Genomic DNA, 20387 nt, shown 5'->3' with positions numbered 1-20387 from the left:
CTCCGATTCAGACAAAAATGCTATTCGTCGTCAGCTTCCATTTCTTCGTCTTCATCTTCTTCGTGAGCTTTCACGGAGTTAGCTGAGACAACAGCACCCATGTCGAGTTTGTCTCTAACGAGTTTCTGAATTTCTTGAGCAACCTCAGTATTTTCTTCCAAATACTTAATTGTATTGTCGCGACCTTGAGCAATATTTTCGCCTTTGTAGCTGTACCACGCACCTTTGCGCACAATTACGCCTGTTTCCTCGGCAATGTCTACCATACAACCTAATGTAGAAATGCCTTTGCCAAAGATAATATCAAACTCGGCGATTCGGAATGGCGGCGCAACTTTGTTTTTAGCAACTTTAACTTTGACGCGGTTGCCGAATTCTTCCGTGCCTTTTTTCAAAGTTTGAATTCGGCGAATATCTAACCGCACGGAAGCGTAGAACTTAAGGGCATTACCTCCCGTCGTCGTCTCTGGATTGCCATAGGTCACGCCAATCTTTTGGCGTAGCTGGTTGAGGAAAATTACGGTACAACCAGATTTACCGATGTTACCCGTGATTTTTCTTAAAGCTTGGCTCATCAAACGCGCCTGCAAGCCGACGTGGGTATCTCCCATTTCACCTTCGATTTCAGCGCGGGGAACTAGTGCGGCTACAGAGTCAACAATCACGATATCCACCGCCGCCGATCGCACCAACTGATCGACAATTTCTAGACCCGCTTCGCCCGTATCTGGCTGGGAAACTAGAAGATTCTCAATATCTACACCCAAAGCCGCTGCGTAGGTGGGGTCGAGGGCGTGTTCTGCGTCCACAAAGGCAGCAATCCCACCTGCTTTTTGAACTTCCGCGATCGCGTGAAGTGCTACTGTCGTTTTACCAGAACTCTCTGGACCGTAGATTTCAATTACCCGCCCTTTGGGTAAACCGCCGCCTAGAGCTAAGTCCAACGTCAACGAACCGCTAGAAATAGTTTCCACGCGCATTCGGGTCGCATCTCCCAAGCGCACGATCGCCCCTTTGCCGAAATTGCGTTCGATTTGATTCAGGACTAGATTCAGGGCTTTTTGCTTGCCAGCAACATCATTGTTAATAGCCATTCGCGCCTCTAGGATAGGAGGTGTAAAAACTTTTACTTAACTAGTTTGAACTAGTGCAGATATACTATTTTAGTAGATTTATCCAGCACAGCATAGCATATGTAAGAACTCGGAATTCGGAATTCGGAATTCGGAATTCAGGGTTAAGAACCACATTTCAGCTTTTTTCTACATTTGTTAGCATTTATCTCTATTTATCTCCCTTGTCCCCCTTGTCCCCCTTGTCCCCCTTGTCTTCATGTCCTATATAGAGTCTCAACTAGAAGAGGCAGTCATCTCGGTGGCTGGTCTAACATCGTATATTCAATTATTGCTGGAACATGATGAAGTGTTGCGGCAAGTGTGGGTTGTGGGGGAGGTTTCGAGTCTTAGCCGTCACTCTAAAGGTGTGTTTTTGACGCTGCAAGATCCAGAGACAAAGGCTGAGATTAAGTGTGTGGTGTGGAATAGCCAGTTGTCGCGCTTGGCTCAACTACCAGTACAAGGGGAGCAGATCGTAGTTTTGGGTAGTATTCGTTTGTATCCTCAGCGGGGACAATATCAACTGACTGTGTGGCAGGCTTTACCAGCGGGGGAGGGATTGCTGGCGTTGAGACTGCGGCAGTTGCGCGATCGCCTGGAGGCAGAAGGTTTATTCGATCTAGAACGGAAGAGAACTCTGCCAGCTCATCCCCAGGCGATCGCCGTTGTCACTTCACCAACAGCAGCGGCTTGGGGCGATATTCAAAAAACGCTCAAACGCCGCTATCCTGGTTTATCTGTCCTGTTTTCGCCTGCTACCGTGCAAGGAGAGCCAGCACCAGCATCTATTGTCAAAGCGATCGAGCGCGTGGAACGAGACGGAAGGGCGGAGGTGTTGGTTCTTACCCGTGGTGGGGGCGCAGTGGAGGAATTGGCTTGTTTTAACGACGAACGAGTTGTGCGGGCAGTAGCCGAGTGTTCTATACCCGTGATTACGGGAATCGGGCATCAGCGGGACGAGACTTTAACAGATTTGGTGGCTGATGTGTGCGCCCATACCCCTACAGCAGCAGCGGAACTCGTCGTTCCAGATTTAGCGGTTGTGTATGCCGAGCATCGGCAGAAGATAGAGACGCTACAGGCAATTGTACAGCAACAATTAAATGTAGCAGGCGATCGCTACTATTCTCTCAGCAGTCGGTTGGGGCGTTTGCGCTTAGATCGAGAAATTCAACGCGAAATCGAGTTTTTAAATTGGAAAAAGCAGCAGTTAATTCAGGTAACTCAACAGCGATCGCAAAAAGCACGGCAACACTGTCATTTATTAGCACAGAAACTTGCTAGCCTCGATCCTCATGCGGTGTTGAAACGGGGTTATGCTGTAGTCCGACAAGAAAACGGTGCGATCGCTCGTTCGGCTGCTGAGTTAGCGCCAGGACAAGAGTTGTTAATTCAGCTCAGTCAAGGAAAAATCAAAGTTAAAGTTATCAAACTCTTAAATTCTTAGTACTACAGACAAAAGCCACTGACACAGGTTAAAACTTTCTACAGTAGGTTGAGTTCGTGTAGATGAGCTTAGTTATTGCCGTCACGAATTTCGTTCGCTTAAGTAGAAGTACTGTATGAGAGTTTCCGCAAAATTACGTAGATTTATTTGGTTGTTAATTTTATTTATATGGGTAGCTTTAGCAGCAATTTTTCTAGTACCGCAATTAGCTCTAAAGTTTACAGAAACAACACTTTCGCAAGCGGTAGATATAGCCAGCTCTAATATAACTAACACCAATCCTTCAGAGGAGCCTATTTCTCCATCACCTACAGTAAGTTCTAGTTCGAGCAAACATCCACTTTTAGTACCTAGCAATGCCATCACGTCAACTGTATTTACTAGTAATGCAATCGATCGCAATCCAATACAAAAAGTTTTTCCAAGCATTTTTATCTCAGCTAACGTTAAAACTCAATATGGTGCAAAAGGTGATGGTGTTACGGATGATACAGTAGCAATTCAAAAAGCTCTAGATGACGAACGTGACGAAGAACAAGATTATTTTGGCAAGCCAAAAGCTCTGTATTTTCCGGCTGGAACTTATTTAATCAGCAATACTTTAACTTGGAAAGGTTGCTGTATGAGTTGGCAGGGACAAGGGGCGGAAATTAGTATTATTAAACTCAAAGACAAGACGAAAAGTTTCGGCGATCGCAATGCTCCTAAATCAGTAATACAGACTATAGATGGTAATATGTCATTTCGTCAGAATATTACAGATTTGACAATAGATACGGGAAAAAATAATCCAGGTGCGATCGGGATAGACTATATTTCTAATAATTTTGGTTCTCTGTGGAATGTCTCAATTCGCTCTGGTGACGGACAAGGAAAAATTGGTTTAGATATGTCAAGACAATGGGCTGGACCTTGTTTAATTAAAAATGTTCAAATTCATGGATTTGACTACGGTATTGTCACTAAAAACTTAGAATATGGTCCTACGTTCGAGGAAATTACACTTCAGCAGCAGAAAGTAGCAGGTATTTTGAATGATGGTAATACATTAGCAATTCGTAAACTTCAGAGTAAAAATTCTGTACCAGTCATTCAAAATCAAGCACCAGCGGGCATGATAATTGTTATAGATGGCAATTTTCAAGGTGGTGCGTCAAACATCAGTGCTATTGATAACAACGGTTATTTATATGCGAGAAATATAAATACCAGCAGTTATCAATCGGCAATTCATCACAAAGAAACTATAGTTCCTGGTACAAGTGTAAGTGAATACGTCTCTGATAAGATATATAATTTGTTTGATAGTCCAAAGCGATCGCTCAATTTACCGATTGAAGAAACACCAGTTTTCGAGGATAAGAATCTAGCTAATTGGGGGGCTTTTTCTCCTCAATGGTACGGAGAAACTGATTCTTTACAAGATGCACTCAATTCAGGTAAATCGACTATTTATTTTCCTTTCGGTACATACTTTTCTCACGATAAAAAAGTTTTCAAGGTTCCGGCTTCAGTTCGACGTATTGTCGGCTTTTCGTCTATTGTGAATGGTGGTGGAATTGTATTTCGCGTCGAGCAAAATAGCGACAAGCCTTTGATTATCGAACAATTTGGCTATGGAGTCGCAATAGAACACGCTTCACCGCGCACTGTTGTTATTCAACATGGTGGCTACGAGTATAAAGACTTTCCAAAATCTGGCAAGCTATTTTTAGAGGATGTAGGAGTTAGTTTACGGATTAATTACCCTCATCAAGTGTGGGCGAGACAGTTAAATGTTGAAACTTTAGATGCAGCACGTACTAAAATTGAAAATAAAGGCGGGACGCTCTAGATTTTGGGACTAAAAACAGAGGGTAAGGGTTCTGTAATCAATACTACTAAAGGTGGTAAAACAGAAGTTTTGGGAACTTTAATCTATCCAGTACATGACTTTACTGCTCAAGAAAAACAGGAAGCTGCATTTATTAGCAATAACTCTAGTCTGTCATTAATCTATTCTGTTAGTGCTTACGGTGAACACAAAAATTATGATATTCAGGTGGAAGAGACTCGCCATGGCGTGAAGCGCCAACTACTGAGTAAGGATTTTCCTGGTAGAATGCCTTTATTTGTGGGCTATAAATAGCAAAAAAATTCAAAAGTAGTAGGGTGGGCGCTGCCCACCTATACTATTATTGAAGTAAGCTTACTAATATGTAAAATAAAAATTCGTTTAGCAAACTCTCTTCTTCGCAAATTCTTTTGATATGTCTCGTAATTCCAATTCCAAAACTAAATCAAACACTTCACCTTTACCCGATGCTTGGAAATATGAAGCAGTTATAGCAGAAGTCGAGTCAATTATCTCTCGGATTGAAGCAGGTGAGTTGGAATTGGAAGAGGTGTTCGAGCAATTTACTCAAGCTGTAGAACAGTTAAAACAGTGTGAAACTTTTTTGCAACAACGACAGAAACAAGTGGATTTGTTAATTGAAACTTTAAATAGTGAATCTTAAAAAGTCAAAAGTCAAAAGTGAGAAGTCAAAAACTGGTAGAGTGTTTTGGGCAAAACTTATCGTAAAAAAATAAAGGTTAGCCAAATATACTCAAATTCAAATTTTGAGCGATTCGCTGTATTAAGAATATACCAGCTTTGGAATTACCTGTTTCGTCTAAGCCAGGACTGTAACACGCGATCGCACCTTGAGTCGGTACAATTGACAAAATTGCCCCACTAACCCCCGATTTTGTCGGTAAGCCTACTTCTGAGGCAAAACGTGCTGAAGCTTGGTATAAACCACAAGTCGTCATAGTTGCATTAACCATACAACGATTTTGAGGCGCGATCGCATCATTACCTCTTACGAGTAGCATTCCTATGCGTGCTAAATCGGCTACCGTACCTGCCAAACAGCAAACCTGGTTATATGTATCCAATGTGGTTTCTGGCGAGTCAATACAGCCAGATTTAGTTAACAATCGAGTTATGGCAAGGTTGCGATCGTTAGGTAAAGAACGTACGGAATCGAGCATTTGGTTATCTAGAATTAGCTGACAACCTGCGGTTTGATTCAGCCACAAACGTAGATTCTCACAGCGAGAAAATGCATTGATACCTGGGAGGATAGAACAAAGTGCGATCGCGCCACTATTGATCGTTGGATTGCGAGGAAAACCTTCATCTGCTATCAGTTGAGTCAGAGAATTGAAGGGTAGATCGGATGGTTTCATTCCTACATAAGAGAAGACTACTTTTGCACCTAATTGCTGTAACAAAAATAGCAAAATAAAGGGCTTTACCACACTCATTAACGGGAAAGTACAATGAGTATCGCCTGCGTTATAGCTTTGTTCTGTCACAGTTTGAATTTGCACTGCTAACCAATTTGGATTAGCTTGGGCTAATAGAGGAATGTAGTTAGGTAGTTTTCCTTCTTGAGTATGCCTGCGTGCTTGCATTACCCAAGTTTCTAGTTGTGCTGGAGTTAGAGGCTTCAAATGTGGTAACTGGTAATTGGTAATTGGTAATTGGTAGTTGTCCACAATCCTTAACTGTAAAAGCTTCCATCTTTGTGAGTGAAAACGCAACCTTCAGAATTCAATTTAGCAATTAGATCGACATCAGGATAATCAGCTTCATCGTCAGGAGTGCGATCGCCAATTTCTAAATATACTGCATCTACATTTGAACGATTAATTAAATGATGTCCGTTCGCAACCCCAGCCGGAAAACCTGCTGACATACCTGCGGTTAAAATTTGTTCGCCTTCATCAGTAACTAAAATTAATTCTCCTGACACGACATAAATAAATTCATCTTGTTTTGTGTGCCAGTGCCTTAAAGCAGAATAACTTCCAGGCATCAATCGAGTTAAATTTACGCCAAAGTTTTTCAGCCCTGCTGCATCACCCAATCGCTTGCGATAACGTCCTGCTACAAATGATTTAAACTCTTCAGGATAATTAGTTCCCGATTTTTCCGGTATATTTTCAGGATTAATTAACATTTCTTTATCTATATCTGAGCAACTTAAACAAAAGTTCACTAAAAAGATCTCAGAAAATCTTCGGCAAATTCACCTTTAGCTACAGCCGATACACTACCAGTCATAAAAACGCGATCGCCTTCTATTTCAACTTCAATTTCTCCTCCTGGCATATGTACTTTAACTTTATCATCGACTAATCCTAATTTATAAGCAGCACTTGCAGCCGCACAACTACTACTACCAGAAGCTAAAGTATAGCCAGCCCCGCGTTCCCAAATTTCAATTTTAATATTTTGGCGATTGAGGACTTGCAAAAATTGTACATTTATGCGCTTGGGAAAAATTGGATGATTTTCAATTTGAGTTCCCAAAGTAGTAGCAAGTTTCTGCGAAACTTGTGCTACAGGAATGACGCAGTGAGGATTACCAATAGACAGACAAGTTACCATTAAAGATAAGCTATCTAAGTGCAATTCAGTATCAACCATTTGCCGGAGCAAACCAGTTACAGGAATTAAGTCGCTTTGAAAAGTCACAGTTCCCATATCAACTTTTATCAGTGTTGCTTCTGGGTTCAAAATTTCTACAGCAACTTCACCACCTAAAGTTGTTAAACCAAATTTATTTGTCTTAATATATTGCGCGTCAACTAAATATTTTGAAAAAATCCGAATCCCATTACCACTTTTTTCAGCTTCGCTACCATCAGGATTAAAAATTCTCAGTGCTATCTTTTCTTCTGTAAAAATAGATCCATACAAGATCCCATCGGAACCAATACCAAAATTACGATCGCAAATTAGTTTAATCGCTATCTCATTGAGGTTAAAATTAGACATATTTGGATCGATAACAATGTAATCGTTACCTAAAGCATGATATTTATAAAAATCAATTGACATTGATAAAAAAACAAATTTCAAAAGTGAAAAGTTAAAATATGCGAGTGCGTTTAGATATTTGTATGGGCGGGTCGATCGAAAATATTTTGTGACAACAAAACATAGTAACCAAACCCGCCCTCTTTTATTTAAAGATCACAATCCCAATTTTTCCAACACCGGACGGGTAGAAACAATATGTCGTTCTAATCCTAATTGTTTCGGTGCAACTCCTAACGCCAAAGCAATTAATTGGGGAAAATGTAAGACTGGCAAACCGAGTTTTCTGCCGATAACTTTCTCAACTTCTGGTTGACGAGAATCGAGATTTAAATGACACAAAGGACAAGGTGTCACCATACAATCTGCACCAGAGGCGATCGCATCTTGAATGTGCATCCCTGCCATCTTAAACGATTGCTCAGTGGCGTAACTGGAAAGAGGCCAACCGCAACATTGCGTACGTCCGCGATAATATACTGGTGTTGCTCCCACTGCTTCAAACATATTTTCCATTGCTTGAGGATTAAATGGATCGTCGTAGGGCATAGTTTTACGAGCGCGCAGCAGGTAACAGCCATAGAAAGCAGCACATTTTAAACCACTCAAAGACTTGGTGACTTTTTGCTGAATTGCCTCAAAACCGTAATCTGTTACCAGCGCGTAAAGTAAATGCTTGACTTCCGTACTGCCACGATAGGGTGAACAGCCTTCTTTTTGTAGAAAACCGTTAACTTTATTTAGATAAGCTGGATCGTTTTGTTGAGATTCTTTAAGGCGATCGTCAACGTGAGCGATGACACCCTGACAAGTGCTGCAATGAGTTAAAAGAGGTAAGTTTAATTCTTCTGCTAAAGCAATATTCCTGGCATTAACAGTATCTTCTAGCAATTGCGAATCTTCTTTAAACGTACCAGAACCGCAGCAAGCGGCTTTTTTTAGCTCTATCAGTTCAATTCCTAAAGCTTGAGTTAGCGCTTGAGTCGATAGGTGCAATTCCCGACAAGCACCTTGAGCGACACAACCAGGGTAATATGCGTATTTTAAAGCTGTAGATGACATGGTAAATATAGTCAATAGGGTTTAGGAGTCAGGGTTAAGAAGAATATAACTCTAAGCTAACGCTTTGATAGTCGCAGGTGATTACTAGTGTTTCCACCAGATTTCTACGTTAACCTGTATAGCCTGTTCGTATTAGGAACAGACCAAAGCCGTAATCTTTCCAAAAATTATTTAGCTCTAAAACCTGAAAATAGAGATCTCACCTGCCTTTCTCTCTCACCCCTCACCCCTCACCCCTCACCCCTAATTGAAGGACAAAAAGAAAATAGACCATCTGGAGAGATATACGATCGCGCTTTTCGATAAGATGAATATGCTCAAAAGCATTTTACCTAAGTTCAAGGTCTAGCAACTGGTTAAGGACAGTCATCGTATGAGCGAAACGGAAATTTTTGAAAAAGTAAAGAAAATCGTCACCGAGCAACTAAGCGTTGAAGCCAGTAAGGTCACGCCCTCGGCTCATTTTGCCAACGATCTCAATGCCGATTCTCTGGACACAGTAGAGCTGGTAATGGCTCTAGAAGAAGAATTTGATATTGAAATTCCTGATGAAGCAGCCGAACAGATCACCACGGTGCAAGAAGCTGTGGACTACATCAACAATAAAGTTGCTACATCCGCGTAAGTGTTAGTCACTTGTCCTTTGTCATTTGTCCTTTGTTCGCCAGCAATGACAAATGACGAATGACAAATAGTTCACGGGTGAAGAAGCTGGCTGAGAATTGAGCTATGACAGATTTGGAAAAAAAACGGGTTGTGGTGACTGGTGTTGGCGCGATTACGCCAATTGGCAATAATCCAGTTGAATTCTGGGAAGGATTGCAAAGCGGTCGCAATGGTATTGGTTCGATTACATTATTCGATCCATCACAGCATAGATGCCGGATTGCCGGAGAGGTGAAAGGTTTCGACCCGCAGCAATACATGGATGGCAAAGATGCGAAACGAATGGATCGTTTTGCACAATTTGGCGTTGCTGCAAGTTTACAGGCGATCGCCGATGCCCAGTTTACGATTAACGAGTTAAATGCGGAACAAGTCGGTGTCATGCTCGGTACGGGGATTGGTGGGATTAAAGTTTTAGAAGAACAGCAAACCATTTATCTCAATCGCGGACCCGATCGCTGTAGCCCTTTCATGGTTCCCATGATGATCGCGAATATGGCGGCGGGGTTAACGGCAATTCACGTCGGTGCAAAAGGACCGAACTCCTGTCCTGTAACAGCTTGTGCTGCGGGTTCTAACGCAATTGGCGAGGCATTTCGACTGATCCAGCACGGATACGCCCAAGCGATGATTTGTGGTGGTACGGAAGCCGCTGTTACACCCCTATCGGTAGCGGGATTTGCCTCGATGCGGGCGCTATCTTTCCGCAACGACGATCCAACCCACGCCAGTCGTCCGTTCGATCGCGATCGCGATGGTTTTGTGATGGGAGAAGGGTCGGGAATTTTATTGCTGGAAGAATTAGGACATGCCCTGAGTCGGAAAGCCAAAATTTATGCGGAAATTGTCGGCTATGGCATGACTTGCGACGCATTCCACATGACAGGAATTGCCCCTCAAGGAGAAGGCGCAGCCAGGGCGATCGCTCTGTGTCTCAAAGATGGTGGAATTAAGCCAGAGCAAGTAAACTACATCAACGCTCACGGTACGAGTACCCCAGTCAACGATCCGAGCGAAACAGCGGCAATTAAAACAGCCTTGGGTGAAGCAGCTTATAAAGTTGCCATCAGTTCCACCAAGTCAATGACGGGTCATTTACTCGGCGGTTCGGGAGGAATTGAAGCAGTTGCGACAGTCATGGCGATCGTCCACGATCGGGTTCCGCCTACAATCAATTTGGAAAACCCCGATCCAGAATGCGATTTAGATTACATCCCAAATCAAAGTCGCGCTCACACCGTCAACGTTGCCCTATCCAACTCCTTTGGCTTCGGCGGACACAACGTTACCCTGGCATTTAAAAAATATGTCTAAGGAAATAGTGGTTATTTTGTAGAGACGTTACATGAAACGTCTCTACACTGCTCCCTCAAAAAACTTGCATGGCGATCTCGAAGTATGGGACGATCGCTTATGCGTGCTGAGGGCGATGCCAACCGTTTAGCACCTTATGTATTGAGCCGCAACTGCGAGCTGAACTGTCGTTAACAAACTAGAAATTATGGCTGTTGCAACCCAATCCCTTGAAGAACTTTGTATTAACTCAATCCGCTTTCTGGCAATTGATGCCGTAGAAAAGGCAAAGTCGGGTCATCCTGGGCTGCCGATGGGTGCTGCTCCGATGGCATTCGTGCTTTGGGATCGCTTCATGCGGTTTAATCCTAAAAATCCGGCGTGGTTGAATCGCGATCGCTTTTTGCTGTCGGCGGGACATGGCAGTATGTTGCTGTATGCCCTGCTCTATTTAACTGGATATGAAGATTTAACTTTAGATGACCTCAAGCAGTTCCGTCAATGGGAATCGAAAACCCCAGGTCATCCAGAAAACTTTATGAATCCAGGGGTAGAAATTACCACTGGTCCATTGGGACAGGGAATCGCGAATGGTGTGGGAATTGCGATGGCTGAGGCTCACCTCGCAGCCACATTCAACAAACCCGATTTTCCCATCATCGACCACTACACCTACGTCATCTTAGGCGACGGTTGCAACATGGAAGGTGTTTCTGGCGAAGCTTGTTCTTTAGCCGGACACTTGGGACTGGGTAAGCTAATTGCTTTATATGACGACAACCATATTTCGATTGACGGTTCTACCGACCTAGCGTTTACAGAAGATGTTGGGAAACGGTTTGAGGCTTATAATTGGCACGTCCAGGTAGTAGAAGACGGTAACACAGATCTAGATGGCATTCAAAAAGCCATAGAAGCAGCAAAAGCTGTCACCGATAAGCCTTCTCTGATTAAAGTGCGGACAACCATCGGTTACGGATCGCCCAAGAAAGCCGATACTCGCCACGCTCACGGCGAAGCTTTAGGCGAAGATGAAGTCAAAGCCACCCGCGAACATTTAGGTTGGAACCATCCGCCGTTTGAAGTGCCAGAAGATGCACTTAATCACTGGCGTAAAGCGATCGATCGCGGTGCAAAACTCGAACAAGAGTGGAACCAAATGTTCGATCGCTACAAACAGCAATATGCTGACGAAGCTCGCACCCTAGAACGGATGCACGAAGCCGAACTACCTCCAAACTGGGATTCAGTTCTGCCCACCTACAAGCCAGAAGATAAAGCGATCGCTACCCGCGTTCACTCCGGTAATTGCTTGAATGCGATCGCCGAAGTATTGCCAGAGTTAATCGGTGGTTCGGCTGACTTAGCTCCTTCTAACAACACCCAACTCAAAAATTCAGGCGACTTCCAAAAAGGACAATACCAAAATCGCTACATTCGTTTTGGCGTGCGCGAACACGGTATGGGTTCTATTTGTAACGGTCTTGCCCTAGATGGATCGGGGCTAATTCCCTACTGCGCTACATTCCTAGTCTTCACAGACTATATGCGGGCGGCGATTCGGCTTTCGGCACTTTCGGAAGCAGGCGTAATCTACGTCATGACTCACGACTCGATCGCGCTAGGTGAAGATGGTCCCACCCACCAACCAGTGGAACACATGGCAGCTTTGCGAGTCATACCCGATCTGTACGTGCTTCGTCCGGCTGACGGGAACGAAACTTCGGGAGCTTATAAAGTCGCGATCGAAGCAGCCAAAGGCAAAAGACCCGATAGCAAAGTACGTCCTTCCGTACTCGCCTTAACTCGCCAAGCCTTACCCAACCTAGCCGGTAGCTCGATTGAAGGCGTAACCAAAGGCGCTTATATCATATCCGATAGTGATGGTACACCCGATATCATCTTAATCGGCACGGGTAGCGAAACTCAACTTTGCGTTAAAGCAGCCGAGCAACTGCGCGGTGAAGGCAAAAAAGTGCGAGTCGTTTCCATGCCTTGCTGGGAAATTTTTGAAGAACAGACTCCAGAATACAAAGAATCCGTGCTACCCAAAGCCGTGAAAAAGCGGGTTTCTGTAGAAGCAGCCGTGACTTTTGGCTGGTGTCGTTATGTTGGTTCCGAAGGAATTGCGATCGGCATCGACCAATACGGTTCTTCTGCTCCTGGCAATGTTTGCATGGAGAGATTTGGCTTCACCGTCGATAACGTATTGGCAAAAGCTAAATCTTTGTTAGGTTAACGTCACTAGTACATAACATTTGTAGGGGTTCCGGTGCGAACCCCTTTTTTCTTGCTTGGTAAAAGATGGGAACGCAGATGAACGCAGATAAAAAGAAATAGCGATCGCAGCCAAGATCTCTTTAGCGCCCTTCTTCGCGTCTAACGCTTTGCTTCGCCTGCGGCTGGTGCGCCTTTGCGCGACACAAATCAGTTCCCATCCTCCTCACGCACGATCGCCAACCCCAAATCTTTATAAGCAGCCAACACCCGATCCGATACTGTCGGCGCAGTTACCAGATAAGTCAAAGCGTGAATTGATTCAACTACATAGGATGCAGCCGTATCCAACTTCGCAGCCGTTGCCAATCCTACCACCTCTGCCGCTCCCGCAATCATCGCTCGTTTGACATGAGCTTCATTCAAATTCGTCACGCTAATCCCAATTTCTGGATGCAGGCTGCACACTCCCAACATGCACAAATCGGCACGAATCATCCGTAACGCCTCAATAGTAGCCGCACCAACATTAACTATGGCTTTTTTATAAAGCTGTCCGCCTAACATCACGACTTCAATATAGGGATGATCTGCCAACGCAACCGCGATTGGCGGGCTATTTGTGACGACTGTTGCTTGTAAATCTAGCGGTAAATGACAAGCTACCTGAAGCGTCGTCGTACCCCCATCTAAAATTACTACTTGCCCAGGACAAACTAATTTTGCCGCAGCACGGGCGATCGCCTCTTTTTCTTTCGGTGCTTGTTTTTGGCGATCGGCATAAGATGCGATCGCGGGTGAAGCCAAAAGCGCCCCACCATGCACCCGTTGCAACAAACCCGACTCTGCCAATTCCCGCAAATCTCGACGAATCGTATCCTCAGAAACATTCAACGCCGTACTGAGTTCCGATGACAGCACCTTTTGATCGCGGCGCAAGATATCTAAGATGTATTGCCGTCTCTCTGCGGTTAGCATGTTCGTTTAATTTATTTGCCTGAAGTTGCGTTTTCGATCTTGAAATTGCACCCTTATAAGTATAAACTCATAAACATGCAGGTTTTTGCATGTTAGTAAGTGCTTATTACTGAATTCAAGCATAATTCAAGCATACTTATGCACGTTTGAGTGTATCGCGCTTGACCGCGCTTTTGTAGCCACGAGCGATTGACTCGATCCCCACAGACTGCTTTGCTGTTTGTAGCGATCGAATTGCAATCTTGCTGACAACTTTCTCGTGCGATTAGACCCGTCCGTAATAGTTCCTCACTAAAATACTAGCCATGACTATCACCGCTACTAAATTCCCCATCGATCTCGGTGCATACAAACCTCTGAAACTCGATCCAAGCAACCCCGTCCTCACAAATGAACAGCGAGAAACTTTAAAAGCAAATATTCAACTTTGTCGCGATGCGATCGTTTTATTTACGGCAACTGGAGCTGCGAAAGGAGTTGGCGGACATACAGGTGGACCTTACGACACAGTACCAGAAGTGATGATTCTCGATGCTTTCTTTCGGGGAGCGCCAGATCAATTCGTACCAATTTTCTTCGATGAAGCGGGACATCGAGTCGGCACTCAATATTTAATGGCAGCCTTACGCGGTGAATTACCAGCCGAACAACTGCTGAAATATCGCGAAGCAAATTCTAAACTACCTGGACACCCCGAACTAGGACTAACTCCTGGCGTACAGTTTAGTTCGGGACGGCTGGGACATATGTGGCCCTATGTCAACGGTGTGGCAATGGCAAATCCTGGCAAAGCAGTATTTTGCTTGGGTTCGGACGGTTCGCAGCAAGAAGGCAATGACGCGGAAGCAGCACGGTTAGCGATCGCCCAACACCTCAACGTGAAGCTAATTATCGACGATAACGACGTAACGATCGCCGGACATCCTTCTAAATATTTGCCTGGTTTTAGCGTTGCCAAAACCCTACAAGGTCATGGGTTGAAAGTACTTGAGGGAGATGGTGAAGATATTGATGATTTGTATCGTCGCCTATGCGAAGCTGTAACTACACCAGGCGCGATCGCGGTGATTAACAAGCGTCCCATGTGTCCTGGAATTGAAGGCTTAGAAGGCTCTACCCACGGTCATGACGTGATTTCGGTAGACTTGGCACTGAAATATCTCGAATCTCGCGGACAAGCGGCGGCTGTCGAACATATCAAGAGCATCCAAAAACCCAAAGATAGTTACACTTTCCTCGGTTCTGGCGACAAATTAGGCGCTAACCGCAACGTATTTGGCGAAGCCATGGTAGAAGTTCTCGGTCGGATGAGCGAGACGGAACGCAAGGAAAAAGTCATGGTCATCGATAGCGACCTAGAAGGCTCCTGCGGTCTGAAGAAAATTCACGATGCTTACCCCGAAATCTTCATTCCTTCTGGGATTATGGAGCGCGGTAACTTCTCGGCTGCGGCTGGATTTGGCATGGAAAAAGGTAAGCAAGGAGTTTTTGCTACCTTCAGCGCCTTCCTAGAAATGTGCATTTCTGAAATTACGATGGCGCGGCTGAATTATTCCAATGTCCTTTGTCATTTTTCCCATGCAGGTGTTGATGACATAGCAGATAATACCTGCCATTTCGGAATCAACAACATGTTTGCCGACAATGGCTTGGATGATGGTTACGAAACGCGGCTGTACTTCCCCGCTGATGCCAACCAGATGAAAGCCTGCGTGAATGCTGTATTTGCCGATCCTGGTTTGCGTTTTATCTTCTCCACTCGTTCCAAAGTACCAAACATTCTCGACGGTAACGGCAGTGACTTGTTTGGTGGTAACTACAAATTCGTCCCTGGTAAGGATGAAGTGGTGCGGGAAGGGACTGCGGGTTACATCGTCAGCTTTGGCGATGCAGTGTACCGTTCTCTCGATGCCGTAGAGCGTCTGAAGCAGGAAGGGTTGGATGTGGGTTTAATTAATAAAGCTACGCTGAATGTTGTCGATGAAGAGACAATGGCAAAAATTGGTAAAACTTCTTTTGTAGTCGTTGCGGAAGCCTTTAACCGTCGCACTGGCTTGGGTAGCCGTTTCGGTTCCTGGTTGTTAGAGCGCGGCTATACTCCGAAATACGCTCACCTTGGTACTTACCATGAAGGTTGTGGCGGTTTGTGGGAACAATACCCACATCAGGGAATTGACCCAGCAGGAATTATGAATCAGGTCAAAAAGTTAATTGGCTAATCCTTGATATTGCCGAAATAACTCATATTCTATTGCTTGATTCATGGCTATGCCACCTGATAAGTAATATTAGGTGGCATGAATCAAAATTTCTTCAATTGTGTTGTTTAATAGCATAATGGCGAAAGTAAGGGGCGGCAGATAATAGCCTGAATCTTCTCATCGATTGAGTGGCAACGCGACGACGAATCGAGGTGAAGTTGTACCTCTTTGTAGACCATGAAATTGTTGATTTGTAATCAGGGTGAGTGAAGTCGCGCTTGGATCTAAGTGAGTGGCGAAGGTCAAGTCACCGTTAAATGTACTGTAGGCAGGCACTTCTACTCTGGGATTGTCGATCGCGGGAATAACATCATACTGATTGCCTAAATTGTCAATCAGAATCAAATTTTGAGGATTCGTGTTGAGTTTAATTGTTTTAGGCGATCGATTGATGACAGCTACATTCACGATGATGCGATCGGCTGCAAAGCGAACTCCCATCACTTGTAATACTGTTCCGTTGGGATGTTGAACTTTTAAGCCCTGCTCCGAGTAGGACAGAGCCTCCGGTTCGGTTCTCACCGGAGCAGTCGCTGATGCAGTGCTAATTCGATTTGTCCGAATTGAATGGGTGTTAGAGGAGCTAACGTTGGGCGACCTGACGTGCAGCCGCGCCCCATTTTGTAATCGAATATCAAAATTACCCGTAGGATGCTGAATTTTGCGTCCGTGAATGGTATAGGACGGCGGAGTCACCCATCCAGCATTCGCAGAACGTCTCGGTTGAGATGGCGCAATTTGTCCGCGAGTAACGGTCTGTTTGATGGGAATTTGCAGGGTCAGGAGCGGATACTGAGTTTCAGGATCGGTCTTTAACCCCCTGCGACTATTTGTGACTAACATGAGGGAGGTTGCTTGAGGTGCAAGTCCACCCCGAAAGGTCAGCCAACCTTGGGAGGTTTTACCAGGATTCATCGCTAAATATCGATTTGTTTGTGGGGGTTCCATAAAGTATCGATTGCCCAAATTATCGATTAAAACCATCCCTTTAGTGCTATTGAGTTGAATTTTACGGGAGCTACGATTGACCGCAGTGATATTCAGCGAGATGTTGGTTTTGGTAAATCTTACGTCTGCGATTTGTAAGCTCGTGCCGTTAGGATGGACGGCTTCAAGAGTCGTTGGAGTGGAGGTGGACAATTGAGCTAGGACACGAGGTGAGATTTCTAGCAGCACTGAAGCGAGTACCGAACTAGACAGCAGCAGGGCAAGCAGTCTTTTCATAGTTTTAGTTCCTCTAGAACTAAATTGAGGAGACAAAATCAATAGACTAAGCTGAGTTTGAAATGCGATCGATGATGTGCCGATTGACACAGCAATTGTAAGCGATCGCCCTGCCAAATCGTGGAGAGTTTATATTGCGTTAACTATCGATTCACTTGCCGATCTGCTTTACTATACAGAATTCACTTTTTTGTCATAGCGATCGCTCAAGTTCGCTCAAAACTCATACTCTCACAGTGGTTGGCGCGGTCTAACGGCTTAGCTGAGCGGCGGCAGACAACCTTGAGCGCCCATAGGCAACCTCTCATCGTTAGGGTGCATTGGGGTTGTTAGATGCCGTGTGAGTGTAGTGCAACTTTACATATTGCAAGTATCCTTGTTTTAGAGCGACAAATGCGACAGTTGTGACACAAGCACTTCCAGAGTATAATGCGACAAATACGACTTATGCGACAAAAGCGACAAGAGCAAGACAGCAGTGGAAACAACGAACGGTTTTTAACCACTAGCGAAATAGCAGAGATTCTTCGAGTGCATCAGAGAACTGTGCAACGGTGGATTTCATCTAATCGATTACAAGCTACGAAAGTAGGACCAAAAATCTTGAGAGTTCGCAAGCAGGATTTCGACGAATTTCTCGAAAGTCAAAGTCAAAATTATCAGGAAGAATCGGACACTTAGATGGCTACAGGTATACCAAGCAAACTCAAGCGTAACGGTACTTCAAGGAATGGAAGCGGAATACCTTTCAGGCTGGAATATGAAGGAAAGTTATCAGTTGAGGAGATTTTGAATGTCTCTCCAGCAAAGTTAAATTGCGTTATTAGCGTGGAGAAACACCCTAGAAATCGACTAGTTTACGGTGAGAATCTAAGGGTTCTCAGGAATTTATTGAATGATACTAATGTTGCGGGAAAAATTAAATTAATTTACATAGATCCACCATATGCTACAGGTTCTGGTTTTGAATCTAGAAAACAAAGCCATGCATATCACGATCTAATTGATGGAGCTGATTATCTAGAGTTTCTCCGCCATAGGCTAATTTTACTTAGAGAGTTATTAGCTAATGATGGTTCAATCTATATCCATCTAGATGATAACATGGCTTTTCCTATCAAAATTTTGATGGATGAGATCTTTGGCTCTAAAAACTTTCGGAATTGGATTACGAGAAAGAAGTGTAATCCCAAGAACTATACTCGTAAACAATATGGGAATATATCGGATTACATTTTGTTCTACACAAAAAGTGAGAACTATGTTTGGAATCAAGCATTTGAAGCTTGGACAGATACTACGGCTAAAAAGGAATATCAGTATGTAGAAGAGGAAACTGGAAGACGTTACAAAAAGGTTCCCATTCATGCACCTGGAACAAGAAATGGTGCTACTGGTCAACCTTGGCGAGGAATGCTCCCCCCTCGTGGTAAGCATTGGCAGTATACGCCCGAAACTCTAGATGAAATGGACACAAGAGGTGAGATCTATTGGTCGCCAACAGGTAATCCTAGACGGAAAGTTTATCTTGATAGCAGCAAGGGAATTCCAGTGCAAGATATTTGGCTTGACTTTAAAGATGCTCATAATCAAAATATTAAGATCACAGGTTATCCAACTGAAAAAAACTTAGAAATGCTAAGGCGTATTATCCTTGCCTCTTCCAATAAGGATGATTTAGTGCTAGATGCATTTTCTGGTAGTGGTACAACGATTGCTGTTGCAGAAGAACTAGGAAGGCAATGGATAGCGATAGATAATTCTCCACTTGCAATAGAAACGACAATTCATCGCTTAGCTAGAGGTACTGAGGCAATGGGTGATTTTGTTAATTCTGATGAAACTCAGATAAAACAAGAATTCCTATTAGACACTAATAGAGTATTGCGTAGTGGGATCGATGTATATTTTGAGATCGCACCAGATCTACAGCATATTCCAGAAGTTTCAGTCAGCGAGTGGCATAGTAAACTCAACTTTCAAGCCAATCTTTGGTGAATCTCTCGTCCAGCATCTTTAGAGTGCATACCATTACTCTGCCTCTACCATAGTTCTCTAGAGCAGCATAGTCATTCCACATGGAGCCAAGTGTAAGTCCTGGACCATCGTTTAGAAAAAATACTTTTAATGGTAATTCATACGTGTCGGCATATCGAAGAATATCGGTTACTTTATCTCTGTTTCCACCTGTGCGATCGTCCTCTTGCGATCCTCCTCGATCCGAATCGTATCGGGCAAAACCTATCACCAGTGGCGTTTCGTCATTACGAGAAATGAGAATATCTGCTGGCGTTTTTGCATCCCAATCTTTCAATACCTCATCGAGCATTACATCTCTTCCAGCACGTACTGGACCTCGAATCAAATATTCTGAACCAAAATTGGACTCAAACCACAAAAAGAATGCTTCTGTTAGCTCATATCCCTTTTGCCCACGACTTTTGTACTCCATTAGAATAGCCATGAGAGCTTCATCAGGATTTGGGCGACTTGCTAAGTTTGATCTAACTTCCTCTATATCTCTAAATCTATGTCCGTAATCGTCGATGATGCTTGGAATTTTCTTCTTGACCTTCAACATCTCAACAGAAGTATCAGGTGATACGTACTTACGAAAAACTCGTAGCAACTGAGTTCGAGATGGGTTGGGTTTTTCTGCAATGTTTGAAAGCAATTCAGCAGAACTGTTAGCTGTGTCAGCTAATTCGGCAAACTGCTCTATAACACTGCCATAAATAATTCTTGCTTCATCAAGGTAATCTGGATAAAACTCTGAATCAATGAAAGTAATGTACTGAGAGGCTCTGGTTTTATAGTCGCTGAATGAGGTCAAGGGGCAACTCCATAACTTTCGCTTCTATATTGCCCCAGAATATAACTTTATTTTGCAAGAGCTAAAGGAACTAGAAAGGAGACTTGGGGGCTGCTCTCCTCACCAAGGTATAGGCATTTAACTGTTTATTATACGGAAAGTTTCCGTACGATCTTTTTTTAGATCGAGACAGATCGAGTATTACAGCTATCTCTCGTCTGAATATGTGGAAAATTTCTTTTTTACATCCCTAGTCGGGGATTGTACTTAATTTTTCGGTATAACTACCCTTCATGGGAGGATTATCTAGAATTTTTCCCTATATCCCTTGGTGTTATACAGAATCTTTCCGTATAACATCCCGGCGAATCTTAACCGGAATTTTTCTGTATGAATAGTGTTTTAATTGAACCCGCTTTTACAAGTTCTTGCGTTCAAAAAATTTGCTGAAATATGAAAA

The 20387-nt window shown here is 43.8% G+C and carries 19 protein-coding genes; 11 read left to right on the top strand and 8 right to left on the bottom strand.

Features of this window, described 5'->3' with window-relative positions:
• Positions 1 to 20: 20 nt before the first annotated feature.
• A complete protein-coding gene (gene recA, locus H6G17_RS03695; protein WP_192154248.1) occupies positions 21 to 1094 on the bottom strand; it encodes a recombinase RecA in 1074 nt (357 codons plus the stop codon).
• Between the two features lie 238 nt (positions 1095 to 1332).
• Here recA and xseA point away from each other — a divergent pair, with 238 nt between their 5' ends.
• From xseA to xseB, 4 genes are all read left to right on the top strand, one after another.
• On the top strand, positions 1333 to 2562 hold the full coding sequence (xseA, locus tag H6G17_RS03690; RefSeq protein ID WP_192154246.1) for an exodeoxyribonuclease VII large subunit: 1230 nt from the start codon (positions 1333 to 1335) through the stop codon (positions 2560 to 2562).
• Between the two features lie 115 nt (positions 2563 to 2677).
• Positions 2678 to 4396: a glycoside hydrolase family 55 protein gene (locus tag H6G17_RS03685; RefSeq protein ID WP_192154244.1), complete on the top strand. Its 1719-nt coding sequence runs from the start codon at positions 2678 to 2680 to the stop codon at positions 4394 to 4396.
• Between the two features lie 3 nt (positions 4397 to 4399).
• Positions 4400 to 4690, top strand: a complete 291-nt coding sequence (locus tag H6G17_RS03680; protein WP_192154242.1) for a hypothetical protein — start codon at positions 4400 to 4402, stop codon at positions 4688 to 4690.
• A 121-nt stretch (positions 4691 to 4811) separates the two neighbouring features.
• Positions 4812 to 5060: an exodeoxyribonuclease VII small subunit gene (xseB, locus tag H6G17_RS03675; protein ID WP_192154240.1), complete on the top strand. Its 249-nt coding sequence runs from the start codon at positions 4812 to 4814 to the stop codon at positions 5058 to 5060.
• Between the two features lie 76 nt (positions 5061 to 5136).
• Here xseB and glsA read toward each other — a convergent pair whose 3' ends face one another.
• From glsA to H6G17_RS03655, 4 genes are all read right to left on the bottom strand, one after another.
• Positions 5137 to 6087 carry a glutaminase A gene (gene glsA / locus H6G17_RS03670; RefSeq protein ID WP_347276403.1) on the bottom strand — a complete coding sequence of 317 codons (951 nt, stop codon included), beginning with the start codon at positions 6085 to 6087 and terminating at the stop codon, positions 5137 to 5139.
• A gap of 5 nt (positions 6088 to 6092) precedes the next feature.
• A complete protein-coding gene (locus H6G17_RS03665) occupies positions 6093 to 6551 on the bottom strand; it encodes a cupin domain-containing protein (RefSeq protein WP_192154238.1) in 459 nt (152 codons plus the stop codon).
• A 38-nt stretch (positions 6552 to 6589) separates the two neighbouring features.
• Positions 6590 to 7435 (bottom strand): diaminopimelate epimerase, encoded by an 846-nt coding sequence (gene dapF / locus H6G17_RS03660; protein ID WP_192154236.1) that lies wholly within the window; start codon positions 7433 to 7435, stop codon positions 6590 to 6592.
• Between the two features lie 135 nt (positions 7436 to 7570).
• Positions 7571 to 8476 (bottom strand): CoB--CoM heterodisulfide reductase iron-sulfur subunit B family protein, encoded by a 906-nt coding sequence (locus tag H6G17_RS03655; protein WP_192154234.1) that lies wholly within the window; start codon positions 8474 to 8476, stop codon positions 7571 to 7573.
• Between the two features lie 87 nt (positions 8477 to 8563).
• Here H6G17_RS03655 and H6G17_RS03650 point away from each other — a divergent pair, with 87 nt between their 5' ends.
• The 4 genes from H6G17_RS03650 (at position 8564) to tkt (ending at position 12674) form a co-directional block, all read left to right on the top strand.
• Positions 8564 to 8782 (top strand): hypothetical protein, encoded by a 219-nt coding sequence (locus H6G17_RS03650; RefSeq protein WP_192154232.1) that lies wholly within the window; start codon positions 8564 to 8566, stop codon positions 8780 to 8782.
• A 67-nt stretch (positions 8783 to 8849) separates the two neighbouring features.
• Positions 8850 to 9101, top strand: coding sequence for an acyl carrier protein (gene acpP / locus H6G17_RS03645; RefSeq protein ID WP_015153804.1), 252 nt, complete (start codon positions 8850 to 8852; stop codon positions 9099 to 9101).
• A 104-nt stretch (positions 9102 to 9205) separates the two neighbouring features.
• Complete coding sequence (fabF, locus tag H6G17_RS03640; RefSeq protein WP_192154230.1) at positions 9206 to 10456, top strand: beta-ketoacyl-ACP synthase II; 1251 nt, start codon at positions 9206 to 9208, stop codon at positions 10454 to 10456.
• Between the two features lie 187 nt (positions 10457 to 10643).
• A complete protein-coding gene (gene tkt, locus H6G17_RS03635) occupies positions 10644 to 12674 on the top strand; it encodes a transketolase (RefSeq protein ID WP_192154228.1) in 2031 nt (676 codons plus the stop codon).
• 188 nt (positions 12675 to 12862) lie between these two features.
• Here the strand turns inward: tkt and H6G17_RS03630 are convergent, their stop codons facing one another.
• Positions 12863 to 13630 carry a DeoR/GlpR family DNA-binding transcription regulator gene (locus H6G17_RS03630; protein WP_192154226.1) on the bottom strand — a complete coding sequence of 256 codons (768 nt, stop codon included), beginning with the start codon at positions 13628 to 13630 and terminating at the stop codon, positions 12863 to 12865.
• Between the two features lie 305 nt (positions 13631 to 13935).
• On the opposite strand from H6G17_RS03630, the gene H6G17_RS03625 reads away from it, so the two are divergent.
• Positions 13936 to 15849 (top strand): transketolase C-terminal domain-containing protein, encoded by a 1914-nt coding sequence (locus H6G17_RS03625; protein WP_192154224.1) that lies wholly within the window; start codon positions 13936 to 13938, stop codon positions 15847 to 15849.
• Positions 15850 to 16008: 159 nt separating this feature from the next.
• On the opposite strand, the gene H6G17_RS03620 is transcribed toward H6G17_RS03625, so the two are convergent.
• On the bottom strand, positions 16009 to 17115 hold the full coding sequence (locus H6G17_RS03620; RefSeq protein ID WP_192154222.1) for a hypothetical protein: 1107 nt from the start codon (positions 17113 to 17115) through the stop codon (positions 16009 to 16011).
• A gap of 429 nt (positions 17116 to 17544) precedes the next feature.
• Between H6G17_RS03620 and H6G17_RS33875 the strand changes: the two genes are divergently transcribed.
• Both H6G17_RS33875 and H6G17_RS03610 read left to right on the top strand, forming a co-directional pair.
• On the top strand, positions 17545 to 17796 hold the full coding sequence (locus tag H6G17_RS33875; protein ID WP_347276402.1) for a helix-turn-helix domain-containing protein: 252 nt from the start codon (positions 17545 to 17547) through the stop codon (positions 17794 to 17796).
• Positions 17797 to 19113, top strand: a complete 1317-nt coding sequence (locus H6G17_RS03610; RefSeq protein WP_192154218.1) for a site-specific DNA-methyltransferase — start codon at positions 17797 to 17799, stop codon at positions 19111 to 19113. It abuts the gene before it with no gap.
• On the opposite strand, the gene H6G17_RS03605 is transcribed toward H6G17_RS03610, so the two are convergent.
• Positions 19088 to 19948, bottom strand: coding sequence for a hypothetical protein (locus tag H6G17_RS03605; protein ID WP_192154216.1), 861 nt, complete (start codon positions 19946 to 19948; stop codon positions 19088 to 19090). The two genes, H6G17_RS03610 and H6G17_RS03605, sit on opposite strands and share 26 nt — an antisense overlap.
• Between the last annotated feature and the right edge of the window lie 439 nt (positions 19949 to 20387).

This window comes from Chroococcidiopsis sp. [FACHB-1243], assembly GCF_014696895.1.
Classification (GTDB): Bacteria; Cyanobacteriota; Cyanobacteriia; order Cyanobacteriales; family Chroococcidiopsidaceae; genus Chroococcidiopsis.
This window is presented reverse-complemented; position numbering and strand designations above follow the sequence as displayed.